17 protein-coding genes are annotated in these 14,676 nt (G+C 65.2%); 12 read left to right on the top strand and 5 right to left on the bottom strand.

The genetic code is table 11. From position 1 onward, the window contains the following. Positions 1 to 134: 134 nt before the first annotated feature. The 9 genes from ACFYRX_RS42535 (at position 135) to ACFYRX_RS42495 (ending at position 6,712) form a co-directional block, all read left to right on the top strand. Positions 135 to 461, top strand: coding sequence for a hypothetical protein (locus ACFYRX_RS42535; RefSeq protein ID WP_389112241.1), 327 nt, complete (start codon positions 135 to 137; stop codon positions 459 to 461). After that, the gene (locus tag ACFYRX_RS42530) at positions 461 to 1,747 is read left to right on the top strand and encodes a putative T7SS-secreted protein (protein WP_389112239.1); all 1,287 of its coding nucleotides are present in this window, start codon (positions 461 to 463) and stop codon (positions 1,745 to 1,747) included. The genes ACFYRX_RS42535 and ACFYRX_RS42530 overlap by 1 nt, the downstream gene beginning before the upstream one ends. Then, entirely contained in the window at positions 1,744 to 2,451 is a 708-nt protein-coding gene (locus tag ACFYRX_RS42525) for a hypothetical protein (protein WP_389112237.1), read from the top strand. Before ACFYRX_RS42530 ends, ACFYRX_RS42525 begins: the two co-directional genes overlap by 4 nt. A gap of 26 nt (positions 2,452 to 2,477) precedes the next feature. After that, positions 2,478 to 3,077, top strand: coding sequence for a hypothetical protein (locus ACFYRX_RS42520; RefSeq protein WP_389112236.1), 600 nt, complete (start codon positions 2,478 to 2,480; stop codon positions 3,075 to 3,077). A gap of 97 nt (positions 3,078 to 3,174) precedes the next feature. Then, positions 3,175 to 3,726: a hypothetical protein gene (locus ACFYRX_RS42515; protein WP_389112234.1), complete on the top strand. Its 552-nt coding sequence runs from the start codon at positions 3,175 to 3,177 to the stop codon at positions 3,724 to 3,726. Then, on the top strand, positions 3,723 to 4,469 hold the full coding sequence (locus ACFYRX_RS42510) for a hypothetical protein (protein ID WP_389112233.1): 747 nt from the start codon (positions 3,723 to 3,725) through the stop codon (positions 4,467 to 4,469). Before ACFYRX_RS42515 ends, ACFYRX_RS42510 begins: the two co-directional genes overlap by 4 nt. A gap of 24 nt (positions 4,470 to 4,493) precedes the next feature. Further along, positions 4,494 to 5,243, top strand: a complete 750-nt coding sequence (locus ACFYRX_RS42505) for a hypothetical protein (protein WP_389112231.1) — start codon at positions 4,494 to 4,496, stop codon at positions 5,241 to 5,243. After that, on the top strand, positions 5,206 to 5,925 hold the full coding sequence (locus ACFYRX_RS42500; protein ID WP_389112229.1) for a hypothetical protein: 720 nt from the start codon (positions 5,206 to 5,208) through the stop codon (positions 5,923 to 5,925). Before ACFYRX_RS42505 ends, ACFYRX_RS42500 begins: the two co-directional genes overlap by 38 nt. 502 nt (positions 5,926 to 6,427) lie before the next feature. Beyond that, complete coding sequence (locus ACFYRX_RS42495; protein WP_389112228.1) at positions 6,428 to 6,712, top strand: hypothetical protein; 285 nt, start codon at positions 6,428 to 6,430, stop codon at positions 6,710 to 6,712. Positions 6,713 to 6,915: 203 nt separating this feature from the next. Here ACFYRX_RS42495 and ACFYRX_RS42490 read toward each other — a convergent pair whose 3' ends face one another. From ACFYRX_RS42490 to ACFYRX_RS42470, 5 genes are all read right to left on the bottom strand, one after another. Continuing rightward, the gene (locus tag ACFYRX_RS42490) at positions 6,916 to 7,548 is read right to left on the bottom strand and encodes a hypothetical protein (RefSeq protein WP_389112226.1); all 633 of its coding nucleotides are present in this window, start codon (positions 7,546 to 7,548) and stop codon (positions 6,916 to 6,918) included. Next, on the bottom strand, positions 7,545 to 8,126 hold the full coding sequence (locus tag ACFYRX_RS42485) for a hypothetical protein (protein ID WP_389112224.1): 582 nt from the start codon (positions 8,124 to 8,126) through the stop codon (positions 7,545 to 7,547). Before ACFYRX_RS42485 ends, ACFYRX_RS42490 begins: the two co-directional genes overlap by 4 nt. 9 nt (positions 8,127 to 8,135) lie before the next feature. Further along, positions 8,136 to 9,347, bottom strand: a complete 1,212-nt coding sequence (locus ACFYRX_RS42480; protein ID WP_389112222.1) for a putative T7SS-secreted protein — start codon at positions 9,345 to 9,347, stop codon at positions 8,136 to 8,138. Between the two features lie 44 nt (positions 9,348 to 9,391). Continuing rightward, entirely contained in the window at positions 9,392 to 9,706 is a 315-nt protein-coding gene (locus ACFYRX_RS42475) for a hypothetical protein (RefSeq protein WP_389112221.1), read from the bottom strand. A gap of 161 nt (positions 9,707 to 9,867) precedes the next feature. Beyond that, positions 9,868 to 10,380: a hypothetical protein gene (locus ACFYRX_RS42470; protein WP_389112219.1), complete on the bottom strand. Its 513-nt coding sequence runs from the start codon at positions 10,378 to 10,380 to the stop codon at positions 9,868 to 9,870. 387 nt (positions 10,381 to 10,767) lie between these two features. On the opposite strand from ACFYRX_RS42470, the gene ACFYRX_RS42465 reads away from it, so the two are divergent. The 3 genes from ACFYRX_RS42465 (at position 10,768) to ACFYRX_RS42455 (ending at position 14,526) form a co-directional block, all read left to right on the top strand. After that, positions 10,768 to 11,532, top strand: coding sequence for a hypothetical protein (locus tag ACFYRX_RS42465; RefSeq protein WP_389112217.1), 765 nt, complete (start codon positions 10,768 to 10,770; stop codon positions 11,530 to 11,532). A 283-nt stretch (positions 11,533 to 11,815) separates the two neighbouring features. Beyond that, positions 11,816 to 12,253 carry a hypothetical protein gene (locus ACFYRX_RS42460; protein WP_389112215.1) on the top strand — a complete coding sequence of 146 codons (438 nt, stop codon included), beginning with the start codon at positions 11,816 to 11,818 and terminating at the stop codon, positions 12,251 to 12,253. Between the two features lie 83 nt (positions 12,254 to 12,336). After that, positions 12,337 to 14,526, top strand: coding sequence for a DUF6571 family protein (locus ACFYRX_RS42455; protein ID WP_389112214.1), 2,190 nt, complete (start codon positions 12,337 to 12,339; stop codon positions 14,524 to 14,526). Positions 14,527 to 14,676: the final 150 nt, after the last annotated feature.

The raw sequence follows: 14,676 nt of genomic DNA, 5'->3' as shown, positions 1-14,676 counted from the left end.
GCGATCAGGTGGACCGAGTGATAATCGCCCTCGGTAGGATCGGGTAAGTTTTCACAGAGCGGTGCCGTGGGAAAGCGCGAGCTGGCTGTTACGTGCCGCTGGGCTGCTTTTATTGCCGTCGCGAAGGGGTCGCATTGAGCGGGGAATTCAAGGTTGACCTTGACCATCTGAAGTCGTTCGGTGACACGTTGAAGCGATCGGTGGAGGAATTGGAGGGGGCGCGTAAAGCTCTCGCGCATGTCCGCGCCGACCAGATCGGCACAGCTCGGTTGGACGAGGCCTGCGACACCTTCCAGGATCGATGGCAGCACGGGACCGATGAGTTGAAGGAGCTGATCGAGGCGGTCGGCGAAGGTGTCGAGACGACCATGCTCAGCTACAAGAAGTTCGAGGAGGAGCTCTCGAAGGCCCTCCAGCAGATGGGGGATACGGCGGCAGCGAACGCAGGGGGGAGGCGCTGATGGGTGCCAATCCGTATCCGAGCCTCGGTTGGAACCCGGTACCCGGCGCACCGGACGAGGTTTCCGCGCTGCACCACAAGGTGAAGTCGGCGGCGGAGACGCTCGACAACTGCCATCGCCAGATCGAGCGGTTGCTCGCGGCCAGTTCCAGCTGGCAGGGGGACGCGGCGAGCGCGTTCCGGGATTCCCTCGACGGTGACCTCAAGGAGTACATGAGGAACGCGGGGCGGTCCCTCGGGAAGGCGGCCGGCTGGTTGGGTACCTGGGACGGCGACCTGGCATCGCACCGTGACTTGGCGAGGAAGTACGACGATGCCGCACAGGAGAACAAGTCCGAGGTAGCCAAGGCCCAGCAGCGCCACGACGAGGCCACCAAGGATCCTGACCTCAAGCTGGCCGGGAGGGAGTTCCCCAGCCAGGCGGAGGCTGATGCCGCAACGGCGCGTCTACGGGCCGCCGAAGGCGCGCTGACCGAGGCCACGACCCAGCTCAACAATGCCACCACCGCGTACGACGACGTCATCAAGAAGGCGCGAACGCTGGAGGAAGAGCACACTCAGCGGGCCAGTTTCATCGCGGGCAAACTGGACGAGGCCGACGACAAGTTGGCGCCGAAGGAGCCTGGCTGGCTCAGCAAGACCGTCCAGGCCATCGGTGATGCCCTCGCATGGGTCGGCGAGCAGATCCTGGAGCACGCCGGAACCATCGGGGCGATCGCCGGCCTGCTGGCACTCCTGCCGACGCCGGCGGCGCCGATCTTCCTGGCGATCGCGGTGGGGGCGAGTGCCCTCTCCATGGCCAAGAACTTTGCCAGCGAGGACTTCAGGGATGCGCTGACGCTCAAATACGGTTTGAAGGAAGGCTTGTTCGCGGGGGCCTCCCTCGCCGGCGATGCTCTCGGAATGGTGCCCGGAGTTGGAGCGCTCGCCAAAGCGGGAGGTGAGGTAGGGCTCGTTGCGGCGGCGGCCAGAGAAGGCGGTGAGGCCATGTCGCTGGGAGCGAAGTTCAGTAAGTTCGGCAGCGAAATTGTGCCGGCATTCAACTTCAAGGCCCTTGAGTCTGCGACGGATCCTCGCATCGGAAAGCTTGACTATTCGATTCAAGGTGCCAACGTTCTGGCGAACTCGGCATCCTCCTTGGAGTCCATTGGTGTCTTTCCGAAGGATGGGCCCGGGCATGATGCCGCGGAGGTGACGAAGATGGGCGCAGCCTCCAGAGATCTGAAGGGTGGAGTTACCGACATCGTGCGCGACCTGGGCGAACTGGTGACAGGGGTCCGGCTGTGAACGGTTTTCTGGACATTGCGCCACCCGAGCCGAAGCCGGACTTCTGGTATGGGCTCCCGCACGGTTACGTCAGGTTGGACCTCCAGCCGACCGCCGAGGGTCTCCAAGAGGTGGCGCGGCAGATCCATGAGCTTCCCAGCGAAGCCCGTGACCACGCCGAGCAAGTGCTCCGCTTGTACACGGTCGTCGTGGCGATGCTGCGGAAGCAACAAGTCCAGGGATGCGCTCTCGGAATGCACCCCGATGACAACGGCGGGTCTTCGCTGTCCGTCCTCACGGTCTCCACACTCCCGACGCCGGTCGCGAACCCCAAGGCTGCGCTCACGCAGATTTTGTCGCGAACTGGAACGGGACCCGACAACGGGATTGTTCCGGTGACGCTCCCCGTTGGGACGGGATTCCTGATCGAGTCCGAGCAGCGAACCATCGCGCCGATCGCCCCTCCCGAGGGTCAGGAGGCGCCTCCGGAGGAAACCGTTTGGCAGGGGACCGTTGCCATCCCCAATATGGCGTCTTCAGCGGTTATCACTGTGCAGTTGGTGACTCCAGTGATAGAACTTTCGGCAGACTACCGTGGAGTATTGCTGGGCGTTGCGCGTACGGTTACGTTGGCTGATCCAGCAGTGCTGACCGAAGGCGGCGTCAATTCGGGGCCGCTTTTTGCTCCTGGTGCCGCAACGGGAGATTCGAATCCCTTCGGATGAACACAGGCGAGCGCAGAGGAAATGCTATGGCAGAGACTGTTCCGGCTCCTTACGTAACGGATGGAACGGACTTCAGAGGTGCGCTGAAGTATCACTACGGCATCGCACTGAGGCGATTCGCTAAATTCGGCATTCCCTGTGCGGTAATCTTCGTTCAGATGTACCTGTGGCCGATGGAGTATCGCGGATTCCTTCTGCCGGTGGCAATTATTGGGTTTCTTGGATTCATGTTCACCTCGATTCTCTTCTATGCGCGAATGTCCATGATCTGGAACTGTTCTCGGGTATTTCGAACATACCCGTTGGAGTTTCGTGGGCCGCTAGAGCAGGGCAGGTTGGAGAACCGAAAGCAGTACCTGCGTTTCAGTCAACAGGCTGGTCAGTTGGTGACGATGCTCCCAAAGGATCCCCTCCAGCGCTCAGGGTGGCCCAAGAGGGCAGTCGACGGCGTCTGGTTCGCTGGCGATGATCCGTTCGGCGGGGCGGCCATTGTGCCGGGCACGGGCGAGCTGCTCTTCATGCAGCCCAGCGAATGGCACCAGACAGCAGAAGCTCGAGAAAACGCGGGAGGAGATCGCATCACGCAGGCCAAGCGCGCCGGAATCAAGAAAGCCGTTCGTTATTAGCCTTGATCGTTTGTAAACCCCTGTAGGCTTCCGCAATTTAAGTCACAATAGCGGGCGGGGATCTGACGCTTCATATCGTTGCAGTATCCCGGAAGGTGTGCGCAGGGTAGCGACTGATGCCGAAGAAGCGGGCCGCTCGTTAGCAGTGGACCGGACTGATCGTGAGCCGCAGTTGATTGACCGGCCCGCCACTGTGACTTCACCCCCGGCGGCAGCCTGCCCCGGCCTTATGGTCAGTGGCGACCTTGCCAGTAAACGCAGTTCGAGCCGTATGGGGACTCAACTACACCGGGCCGGCGGACACACCCGGGGCCTTCAACTCGGCCCAGACCGTCTTTCCGATTCCGCCTTCGCGTTCCTGAAAGCCCCAGCGGTAGGTCAGCGCGTCCACAAGCAGCAGTCCGCGTCCGCCGGTCTTGCCCTCGCTTTGAAGCAGTTGAAGGACATCGGTCCCAAGGGCTCGGTCTATGCCGAGCTGGAAGAGGCCTGTGATGCGTTCCAGGATAAATGGGGCTATGGGATCGGTCTGATCGCCGATGCCACGGGCGGCGTTACTGAAGGACTCTCGGAGTCCCGAAAGGTCTACGAGACGCTGGAGGATCAGATCGCCGAGGCGTTCCAAGTGTCACGGAAGGCAGGCAACAAGTGACGGCGGGACCGGAGTCCTCGACCGAGGGGCAGGCGGAGGCCGGCCTTGCCGCGCCGACGTTTCGCTTCCAGGTTCAGCCCGAGTTCCACGAAATCCCCTTGGGGATGGGTGCCGACGAGTCCGCTTTTGACGCGCAGATGGCTGCGTTCGCGAGTGACTACTGGGGTGGGCAGGAAGAACGGGAGCCACTTCGAGTGCTGACCGCAGGTCTCTACGGGGCGAATTCGCGGCATTTGGCTTCCGAGGGAGCGGTCTACAGCGCGATGGGCGTCTTTCCTGTCGGAGGTAGTGCGGACGGATTGGAGCGACCGGAGCGGGTCAGCCGTTGCACCCTGCTGGCCAGTGTTCAGGACCTCGACAACCCTGACCCCACGCTTGCCGCGGCTGGAATCGCCGAGACGCTGGCACGGAGCAATGACGGTGGCGACGTCATGCAGGTCCGCCTCCCGGCCGGCCCCGCCGTCGTGCACGTCGCAGGCACGCGCATGGTCTGGGAGCTTTCGGACGGTACGCAGGAACGATTCGCCATCCGCATAGAGATCTGGTTGCCGTTCCCTGACGAGGATCGGGTTCTCCTGATGTCTCTGAGCACCGCTGACGTTCAGGACCTGTACATGTACCAGGCGATCCTGGCGGACACCGCCGACACCGTCACTTTCGGTGCCGGCGATGAAGCCCACCAGGAGGAACTGCCCCTCATTCCTGCCATGGCCCCTCCACCCACCTCCAACCCGTTCGGATGACCGCGTCGAGGAGGACGTAAACGCATGAGCACGCAGGCCTACGATGCGCTGGGCTTCGACCCGGCGCCGGGTGTGTCGGCATCGGTGCAGCAACTCGTCGCCACTTTGAGCAAAGTGGGCAACCAGCTGAGCACGGCCCACGGCACGCTCACCAAGGTGGGGAAGACGGACGGCGTATGGGAGGGCGATGCCGCTTCCGGCTTCGCCAAGAAGGTCGGAGAGCTGCCGAAGTACCTTTCCGGCGGCCACAGTTCCCTGACCGATGCCGCGCAGGCCCTGAACCAGTGGCACTCTCGGCTCAGCGATTTCCAGGTGCTCGCTGCCCGTTACGAGCGGGAGGCAGAGGAGGCCCGCAGGGTCCTCAAGGAGGCCCATGCCAATCCCGACCTCGGACTCGTGGGGAAGACCTTCGACTCCGAGACGGCGCTGGACAACGCTCAGAAACGTCTCGACTATGCGGTCAAGCGGGTCAACGAGGCGACCCGAACGCCATCATCAAGAAGGCCCAGGATCTACTCGGTGACCACGAGGAAGCCGCGAGGGCCGCTGCCGAAGCCATTCGCAGAGCCGCCGAGGGCGCCCCGGACAAGCCGGGTCTCTTCGACCGTTTCATGGATGCGCTCAAAGGCCTCGGCGACAAGATCAAGGATCTGGCCGGGGATATCTGGGAGTGGATACAGGAGCACGCCGACACGATCTACAAGATCGGTGACTGGCTTGGCATGGCGGCCGCAGCATGCGATGTGCTGGCCATCGTCTTCTCCGAGACGGTAATCGGAGCCGCCGTCTTCGAGATCGCGGCAGGATCCTCAACGCCGGCGCAGTCGGCTTCTACGCGGCGGGCTGGGCAGCCGGCGCCAAGAAGGGTTCCTGGCTGGACATCGGCCTCGACATCGCTGGCTTCGTACCCTTCGGCGATCTCCTCAAGGGCGGCAAGGTTGCCATGGGCGCATGGAAGGGGGTGGAAATCGCGGCGGATTCGTTCAAGGCGACCGACCGTATAGCCGAGATTGCCGGGAAGGCCAAGAACGCTGAGGTATTCCTGGAGTCGAAGAAACTCCTGGGTGTGTTCGGTGAAGGTAAGGCGGTGTACCGGGTCACAGCCGACTCAGTGAAGGACCGACTCGCGATGGCCACTGAACGGGTCTTCAACGATGCGACGCGGTATGAGAGGCCGCTGACAAGTCCCGTCAAATGGGCGGACGAACACCTCTTCCCGAAGATCATCGACCACACTCCGCTGGGTAAGATCCCGGCTTTGGCCGAGGCCGTACAACTGGGTGAAAACGGCAAGACGTTCATTGATCCGACCTCGTGGGTCTCGCGTGGTGCGGAGGCCACGTACCGTGGATACAAGTTCGTGGAGTCGGCGGAAACTGCGCTGTCCGACGAGGTGCAGGGCAAGTACGAGAAGTACAAGGATCTGGCCCATCGAGGGCTCGGAGCATTTGGATGAGCACCATGACCCTTGGAATCGGCCGGGATTGGGATCCGAGACCGCCCAAGTCGGCGTTTCGTATCTGGGTACGGTATTGCGTGCAGTGGCTCTGGGGTCCCGTGGTCTGGTTGCTCGCCCGGATTCCACTGTTGCTGCTGACCGTTCTCGAGATTGAGGTCCAGGGATCGGGTACCGGACGGATGCGGAAACCGCGTTGGCGGCGACGGATCTGGGTGGACCGGGAGCGACTGCGTCTCGACCGAATGCGTTACCCGCAGGCGCAGGAGCGTGAGTTGCGGCAGCTCCTCGCGGACCATCGCCTGAACTGCGTCCCGCCGCGGCCTGGAGCACCTGTACCGCTCCCCTGCTCCGGAGGCAAACACCGGCTGGGTATCGACGACTGCTACTACCGTCTTCTGGGGGCGGGGCGCGCACTGGACATCGCCTCCAACGAGTTCGGGTGGGTACTGGTAGAGGGTGCCGAGAGTGAGCTGCCTGGTTGGCTGCAGCTGCGATGCCCGTGAACTCGCAGGATGGTCCTGGGGTGGTGGCGGCGTGCCTGCAGGAACGGCTCGCCGGCCCCCGGGCTGTGACTGGACGCGCGGGAAGCACGGCGCAGATCATTCAGGTGGATGACAGCTGTTTCCGTCAGATCGGTGCCACGAGGGCGTTGCAGATCGTGGGGGAGTACGGCTGGCACCTGCCCGAGGACACCGCTCGCTACGCGCCGAAGTGGCTGGTACTGCGCCGTTCGGCAGAAGTGCCGGAGTACCAGCGGCAATTCGGGACGCACACGCCGCGCTGAGCACAGCAGTCGCAGAAACAGGAGCCGGGCCTTCCTGCGCCGTCCGCTCCGATCCCGCTTGGCAGACATTCCACTGCGGGCGAGATCGGCGAGCGGATCCGTCTCCGGGGCGCGGGACCGTGGGAGGTCGGTCTCGCTTGGATCGCCTTCGAGTCGGGGGTGACGCAGTCAGCGACATCCGCTGCCCCCTGCGGGCAAGGCATTCAGGCTCCCACCCCGCCGGGTGCCAGCGTCACGCTTCGGAGGAGCTCGGCGATCACCCCGCAGTAGTCCTCCCAGTGATCCGTACTGGGTGTGCTGAAGGTGATCACGATCAAGTCCTGTGCGCCGGGCACGGTTTCGCGGGGGACAGGGATGAAAGCCTGGATCTGGGCGACCTCGACCGGGAGGTCCTCGCCTGCCGTGGTGAGATCTGCCGGGATGCGGAGCGTGGCGCTCTGCTGGAAGGTCAGGACGGCTTGGCCGCAGGGGAGGTCCCAGAGTCGTACGGCGCCGTCGGGGCCGTGTCGACGGGTCATGAGCTCGCCGATGCCGATGACGGCCGTATGGGGATCGCGGTAGGTCAGAGGCTGCCTTGCGATGGTCAGAGTGCCGCTCGACAGGTCGCCGTTGATTGTGCCCAGGCATGTTGCCGCGTAGAACATGTTTGCCGCCTCGAGAATCGAGGACGCCCTGGCGTACTCGGCTGTGAGGCTGTCGAGACGTTCTTCGTCGAGATCGTCGAGATCGTCGGCACGTCGGCCGATTCGGGCCCCGGCTTGGGCGCGTGCCTCGGCGGGGTCAAGGCCCGGCATGATCTCCCGGAAGAACGAAGGGACCCGGAAAGTGACGTTCATCGGGGGCCTGTCCATTCTCCGCGTCGCCCTGCGGAGCGGCCTGTCAGGTAGAGGGCTGCTGCTCCGGCCAGAAGCACGACGGCGATGACAGCCGGTACGGCGAACGTCTGTCCGGCCTGTGCGGCGCTGACGGCCTTCGCCGACGCGGCGGCACCGATGAGGCCGAGCAGGAGGGCCAGTCGCTTGATGCCGCCAGGATTGACGGACTTCCTGACTTGCTGGGCTGCGGACTGGAGTTCGGCGGAACCGGGCCCGGGGAGAGAGCCGGTCGGCAGGGACGGGGTGAACGGTCCGGTGAGTCGGAGAACCAGGTACCGGTTCTGCATGCGGTAGCCCTCGGTGTGTGACAGGTCGTAGCCGTGCCGGCGGGCGAGCCACACCGTTTGCTCGACCGACAAGCCGGCGCCCGTGGCCGGGACCCGCACCTCTGGCCGTCCGTCGAAGGACTTGAGGATCTCCTGTCGACGGCGCTCGCGTGTCGCGGGAGAGCCGACGTGCAGGTTGTAGAAGAGGAAGGGCAGGGCGATCAGGACGATGAGCCCCAGGCCCATGAGCGCAAGCAGTACGGCGGTCTTCATGTCTGGCCCTCAGTTCCCCGCCCGGTGCTGTGCCGTGCGGTCCTTCTCGCTGCCGGTGTTCCACGCGTTCTCGAAGGCGACCGCGAGTCCCCCGCCGGGTACGGCCATCTCGACGCCTTGCCGGACATCACGGGGGATGAAGTAGCCGACCGCGGTGCTGTCCTCGACCGACGCCCATATCGAGTCGGCGGTGCCACCGATCCCGAGGAACTTCTCGCCGCCCGCCACGGCGGCCACCGTCTTCTCGGCCATGTCGGCGCCCTTCAGTAGAGCGCTGCCCGCTCCCAGCGAGACGACTCCGGCGGCATCCTCCGCGAACGTCCGCCAGGACACGTCCGCCCCGGCGAGCGCGGCACCACCGTGGACGACCAGGGCGCCCGCTGCGAGGCCGCCGGACACGGCGCCCAGGATGACGCCGGCCGGGGCGCCGATACCGGTGGCGTCCAGAGCCAGGCCGACCACACCGATGACCGTACTGAGCGTGGACAGTACGTCTCCGATGGCGGCGATTGCGTTGGCGTGCTCCTTGACCCAGTCCGCGACCTCGTTGGCGAGCCAGGCATGGGCCTCGATGAGCTGCTCGAAGCCTTTCCTGACCCGGTCGAAGAAGCCTGGTTCGTCAGGGGCTTCCTCACAGGCTCGGCGCAGCAGTTCCGCGACTTGGTCGCCCAGGTCGTCGTGTTGCCGCTGAAGACGTCTGGCGTCCTCGAGGATGCGGTCGAAGTCGGCCTGCGCCCGGCTGAGTTGTTCGGTGGCACTGTCCAGACGGCCCTGGGCGTCGGCCAGTGCCACATCGGTGGCGAAGGTCCGGCCGGCCAGCTTCAGGTCGGGATCGGCCTGCGCCGTGAGCACCTGCCGACGGGCCCGCTCCGCCTGCGCCTCGTACTCACGCGCGGACCGTTTCATGAACGACAGTTGGTGCTGCCAGTCGAGCAGCGCGCTCTGGGCTTCGTGGAATCCGTCCGTCGCGGTGGACAACAGTCCTGGAAGATCCTTCACCTTCGCGGTGAAGGCGTCCGCCGCGACGCCCGTCCAGCCGCCGCTGCCGCGGACGATGCCTTTCAGGATGTCCTGAGCTGCGAGAAGTTTGCCGTAGGCCGTGTTGATGTCGTCGGCGAGCGCCTGCACAGCGCCCGGGTTACCCGGCGCCGGGTCGAAACCCAAGGCGGGAAAGGCCCCCTGAGCTCCTGGTATGACGGGCACGTCGTCCCCCGAATTCATGTTCTTGTGGTGCAGGACCGTTGGTGAAATCGGTGTTCAGGGAATCAACCGAACGGTGAAGACTCAGCGGCGGGGCTATTGGAGGCCGTGGCCGGTGTCATCGCCTTCTGGACGGCGAAGTCGGTCTGGCTGTATGCCTGAGCAGTGGCCTGCAATCCGCCTCGGATCGAGTCGGTCAGCTCGGAAAGCTGTTTGATCCCGTACTCCCATGAATGCCGGAAGCTGCCGCACGCGAATTCCACCGCCTCATGGCCCATGTCCTCAACCGATGCCTGCTCCAGCCGGTAGCCGGCAGCCCGCATCTCCGAAGTGCAGTCGCCCAATTTCGTTGCCAGCCCGTTCAGTTCTTCGGCATCCACGCGGAATGTTCCTGACACAGGCGACATTTGCCACTCCCGTCGATCGATGCGTCACTCGCGACGCGTCACCATACGGGGCGGTTTTCCCGATCTCCCCAACGGATTGTCTGCGGGAGGGGGTGAAGTGTTCTGGTCTTGGTAAAGAATGATGCCGCTCGATCTCACAATTTGCCGAAGGCCACCCCACGCCAAGTCCAGCCGGACGTGAGGACGGTGTCCCGCAGGGGGTCGAGGAGATCCGCGCTGTCGAAGCGGAAAGTCTGCGTGACCTCACGGCTGCCGTCCTCGCCGCGTCGGATCCCTCGGTGGGTGGAGATGGTCCTGCCGGGTCCGCGTGTGTACTGCGACGAAATCTTCAGTCTCGGAGGATTCCCGACGCGGCTGACCTCCCACCCTTCCTGCAAGGCGCGTACCTCGTGGTTCTCGTGGACAAGGCGCATACGGATGCGGACGGCGCGGGACAGTTGGGACTGGAGGAAGAAGGGCTGCCAGATCGGCTCCGCCAGTCGCCACTCCGCGACCAGGTCCGCGTCCTCCGGGGCGCCGTCGCGGATGACGTAGGGGAGGTCGGGCCGGTTGAGGCCCAGGAGTGCTGTCCGTACCTCCTTGGCCGAGGTTGGTACGACACCGTCGGCGGGGCGCCGGGTTCCGGTCAACTTGTCGAAGAGTCCCATGAGATCAATCTACGAGTACCTGTGCCGAGAGGTTGAAGAGCATTCCGAATGGTTCCGCGCGGGGCGGAGACTCCCGGCGGGTTGTGTGAAGCATTGGTGGCCGACGGGTGGGGATATCGCTGTGATTCGCCCATGTTTGGAGAGCGGAGCTGTCTGTCGCCGGTCCTTGCGTCGGGCTCGCCCACTCCGGCGATCAGATCTCAGCGCGGCTCGCTCGCGAGTTCCGCTAGGCTGCGACGGCCGTATCGGCGTCGAGGTGCGATATCCCGATATCCCCGAGGGTTTCGGGCTGCAACTCCGCCGATCGGTAACCGAGTTGGAGTGCCGGGCGACTGCTGTTAAATGATCACGCAAGTTCGCCCGCTGTCGAATATCTACGGGGTATTGATGCAGAAGCAGATTCTTTCCGTGCGGCGTGTCGCCGTTGCGGTCGCCTGTGCCACCGCTCTGGTGTCACTCACGGCATGCAACAGCGACAGCAATGCCGCAGATTCCGCGGCCGGCTCCACGCCCTCAAAGGCCGCGGATGCGATCCCCGCCGCCAAGCCGAACGGAATCGACAAGCTCTCCGTGAAGGAGATCTACAACACGGCCATGAAGACCAACGCCGCGGCGGGATCCTTCCACGAGAAGATGGAGCGCGCCGACGCCAAGACCGATCTGCGGGTGTCCGCCACGGAATGCGTCGGCACCGTCGAGATCTCGGAGAAGGGTTCCTTCGAGATCATCCGCAAGGGAAGCGACGTATGGGCAAAGCCCGACTCGACGTTCGCCGAAGGCATGAACGCGGCGCTCGGCAAGACCACGTTGTCCACGGAGAAGTGGATCCACGGGACACCGGCCAACGCGCTGATGGCGAAGCTCGCCAGCTGGTGCCACCCGGAACAGTTCACCGCCCCCGACACGCTCGACACCGGCAGCAAGGCGACCAAGGGCAAGGTCACCACGGTGGACGGTCAGCAGGCGGTGGAGCTCGTACTGGCGGAGAAGGGGGAGTCCGTCACCTGGTACGTGGCGACCACCGGCAAGCCGTACTTCATCAAGCAGGACAGCACCCGTGACGACATGCAGGACCTCACGGACGCCGACTTCGGCACGCCGGTGGGCGCGAAGGCGCCGTCCGGGACGGTCGTGGCGGCCCCCGTGGTCTGATCCGCAGTGAGCAGGCGACGGCTCGGCGGGGTGGGTGACCGTCGGGCCGTCCGCGGCTGCCTTCGCGTCTCACGGTCCGGTGAACGGTGGTCCGCACAACGGGAGATCCGGTATCTTCAGCCTGCTTGATTGGCATGTCCTCGCCCTGCAGCGCGCCTCAGTGCGCCGAGTGCGCGGCTCGGCCGGAGTGGGCGCCTCACGTCGTACGGGTGAGGCGAGATCCGCAGGCCGGGGAGCGGACCGGGCATGCCCACCACTTTTCACCACGGGGATGGGACAAGGGATGAGTACTCCCTTCGATGCGCCACAGCACGGCCAATCCACTCGGACGCGGCTGAACTCCGTGCCCGCGGACGGCGGCGGAGGGGGCGGTGGTGGTGGCGGAACCGACGTCGACACCCAGCGCCTCGACCAGGCCGCCAACGCGCTCGTCGAACTGCGCGGTGACACCGAGAACGCCGACAACGGCGCCGACGACGACTGCCTGAGCGCGTCCAGGGGCCTGAACAAGCACACCGCCGGCGGCATGGCCGAGGGCGGCTCCTGGGCCACCGCCGGCTCCCTGGTGACCATGGACGTCCGCTGGGGCTCCCAGGTCCTCAATCTCAAGCGTCTGCTCCAGGACATCAGCGACAAGCTCCACACCACCTCCGGTCACTACACCAGCACCGAGCAGGAGGAGCAGGCCCGGCAGCACTCGATCAGCACACCCTTCGGGTGAAGCAGGCCGCCCGGGCCGCCGTCGCGCTGCCCGGGCCGGCCCATCGAGTCCGACCGGAACCCCCTCACTAGGAGCTGTCGCACATGGTGTCCATCCCCTACCTCGACAAGGCCGACCTCGGCCCGCTGGCCGACGCCGCCGCGTCCTGGAAGGCACTGCCGGCCAAGTACGACGCGCTGCAGCGGGAGTTCGAGCAGCGGGTCATCAACCATCTCAAGGGCCACTGGGACGGCGACGCGGCCGACGCGGCCTTCGTCACCATGGGCAAGGCCCGCACGGAGTACGAGAACGCCGCCACCGAGGCCGAGCGCATCGCCAAGCTGCTGCTGGACGCCCACGGCGAATTCACCGCTTCCCAGAAGCAGTTGCACGCCCTGCTCGACGAGGCACGCAGCGACCACTACAAGGTCTACGACGACGGCCGCGTCGAGGACGTCGACCCGAGGCAGGACAGCCCGACCGCCTCCGCCTCACCCGGCCTCGCCGAGGAACGCAAGAAGAAGCTGGACTCGCTCGTCTCCCGGCTGACCCGGGTCCTGGAACTGGCCACCGCCGCGGACGAGGCCGCCAGTTCGGCACTGGAGCGAGACTCCAACGGCGACAGCCAGTCCTTCAACACCAGCGTCTACACCACCCTCGACTCCGTCGAAGCCGACCAGGCGGCCGCGCTGATGAACAAGAAGGGCCGGCTCTCCGACGCCGAGATCACCAAGCTCAACCTGCTCCTCTCCGCGAACAAGAACGACCCGGAGTTCTCAAGGGACTTCGCCGTCAAGACCGGCGGCGAGAACATGCTGAGCAAGTACAACGAGCTCATGAGCCCGCCGGCCGGCACCACGCTCTCCAAGGCGCAGCTGGCCCAACTCAAGGAGCTCAAGGCGAACTTGGGCACCACCATCGGAACGGCCACCACGTCGGACGACAAGGGCGGCCCCGACAAGGACATCACCAAGTTCCAGAACGACCTGCTCAAGGCGGGGCAGCGCGACTTCAACGCCAACCCCACCGAGTCGCCGTACGGCCTCAGCGGCTACCAGCTCACCAGCAGCCTGATGGGCGAGGGCAAGTGGGACAAGGACTTCCTCCAGGACTACGGCGACGCACTGATCACGGCGGAGAAGAACGGGGCCAACGCGGGGCAGAACCCGGATGCGTACTGGGGGTATCCGCGGACGCTGGGCTCGACCAACATCGGGGCGCTCGACCCGATGACGGGATTCATGGACGCCCTGGGGCACAATCCGGATGCCTCCACCGAGTTCCTCACCTCGGACGCCACGATCGACGGTGAGAAGGTGGACCATCTGGACTACCTGCTGAAGGACCGGCACTGGCCCGAAGGGCCGGGCTACACGGGCGATCCCGCCAACCCCAGCGGGTACAACAACCTCGGCCACGCCATGGAGTCCGCCACCTCGGGCCGATCCTTCGACGACGACGGCGCTCCCGTGAAGCACACCCCCGAGCGTGCGGCTCTGATGAAGGACGTGGTCGACACCATCGGCGGCGATCCCAAGCTCGCCAGTGACTCCGGTCGCGACGCGCTCCGCGACAGCCTGGGCAACATGACGGCGGAGTACATGGCGGACGTGCAGGCGGCCATGGGGAACGAACAGGGCACGATCAAGTCCTTCGGGGCGGAGGCCGACCTGGACACGGCGACTCTCCAGCCGTTCCTCGGGACGGTCGGCCGGGACCCGGATGCCTATGTCGCGATCACCGAGGCCTCACAGGCCAACACCGCGATCTGGATGCAGCAGGTGGCCGAGAGCAACCCGTCCGACATGGCCACCGCGATGCAGAACGTCGCTCATCCGGGCGGGGTCGTGGCAGGCATCCTCAGTGACGCACGCGACCAGGCGATCTTCGATGAGCACTCGGCGTCCGACAAGGACTTCAATGACGCCGTGGCGGTGGGCGACAAGTGGGCGGGCCGTGGCCTGGGCATGGCGGTCGGGGCGGCGACCAGTACCGCCGTGCCGATCGTGGGAACGATCGCGGGATGGGCCGTCGAGGACATCCAGGCGATGGTGGTGGACCAGGTTCAGCAGGACACCGTCGACGAGGCCCAGCACGAGGCACGCGAACGGTATGCCGAGGGCAGGGAAGGGGTGAGGTCCTCGAGCGCGGAGTCGCTGCGCCAGGCCATCGCGCACTCCGGTCTGCAGATGTCCCAGCAGGACATCAATGTGTATGCCGAGGCCGTGGCGCGTGCCTCGGAGGACGGATACGCCGCGGGCACCACTTGGAACTCCACGACGAGCGGACGGTGATCACGACAGTGCCCAGCTTTCCTGAGCCACGTACCTTCTCCAGGGCCCGGCGGCGGCTCTGGCCGCTCGTCGCGGTCGTCACGGCGGCACTGGCTGTATCCAGCTGCAGTAGCGGAGGCGACGACAAGACGGACAACCGGAGTACCTCTG

Origin of the sequence: Streptomyces sp. NPDC005374 (assembly GCF_042872225.1) — a bacterium.
Taxonomy (GTDB): Bacteria; Actinomycetota; Actinomycetes; order Streptomycetales; family Streptomycetaceae; genus Streptomyces.
The sequence above is the reverse complement of the archived record's forward strand: the minus strand, read 5'-3'. Positions and strand labels throughout refer to the sequence as shown.

Excerpts from the sequence above, each read along its gene's own strand:
- ACFYRX_RS42530 (WP_389112239.1), top strand. The coding sequence starts at position 461 with ATGGGTGCCAATCCGTATCCGAGCCTCGGTTGGAACCCGGTACCCGGC.
- ACFYRX_RS42520 (WP_389112236.1), top strand. The coding sequence starts at position 2,478 with ATGGCAGAGACTGTTCCGGCTCCTTACGTAACGGATGGAACGGACTTC.
- ACFYRX_RS42505 (WP_389112231.1), top strand. The coding sequence starts at position 4,494 with ATGAGCACGCAGGCCTACGATGCGCTGGGCTTCGACCCGGCGCCGGGT.
- ACFYRX_RS42500 (WP_389112229.1), top strand. The coding sequence starts at position 5,206 with ATGCGATGTGCTGGCCATCGTCTTCTCCGAGACGGTAATCGGAGCCGC.
- ACFYRX_RS42490 (WP_389112226.1), bottom strand. The coding sequence starts at position 7,548 with ATGAACGTCACTTTCCGGGTCCCTTCGTTCTTCCGGGAGATCATGCCG.
- ACFYRX_RS42485 (WP_389112224.1), bottom strand. The coding sequence starts at position 8,126 with ATGAAGACCGCCGTACTGCTTGCGCTCATGGGCCTGGGGCTCATCGTC.
- ACFYRX_RS42480 (WP_389112222.1), bottom strand. The coding sequence starts at position 9,347 with ATGAATTCGGGGGACGACGTGCCCGTCATACCAGGAGCTCAGGGGGCC.
- ACFYRX_RS42470 (WP_389112219.1), bottom strand. The coding sequence starts at position 10,380 with ATGGGACTCTTCGACAAGTTGACCGGAACCCGGCGCCCCGCCGACGGT.
- ACFYRX_RS42465 (WP_389112217.1), top strand. The coding sequence starts at position 10,768 with ATGCAGAAGCAGATTCTTTCCGTGCGGCGTGTCGCCGTTGCGGTCGCC.
- ACFYRX_RS42460 (WP_389112215.1), top strand. The coding sequence starts at position 11,816 with ATGAGTACTCCCTTCGATGCGCCACAGCACGGCCAATCCACTCGGACG.
- ACFYRX_RS42455 (WP_389112214.1), top strand. The coding sequence starts at position 12,337 with ATGGTGTCCATCCCCTACCTCGACAAGGCCGACCTCGGCCCGCTGGCC.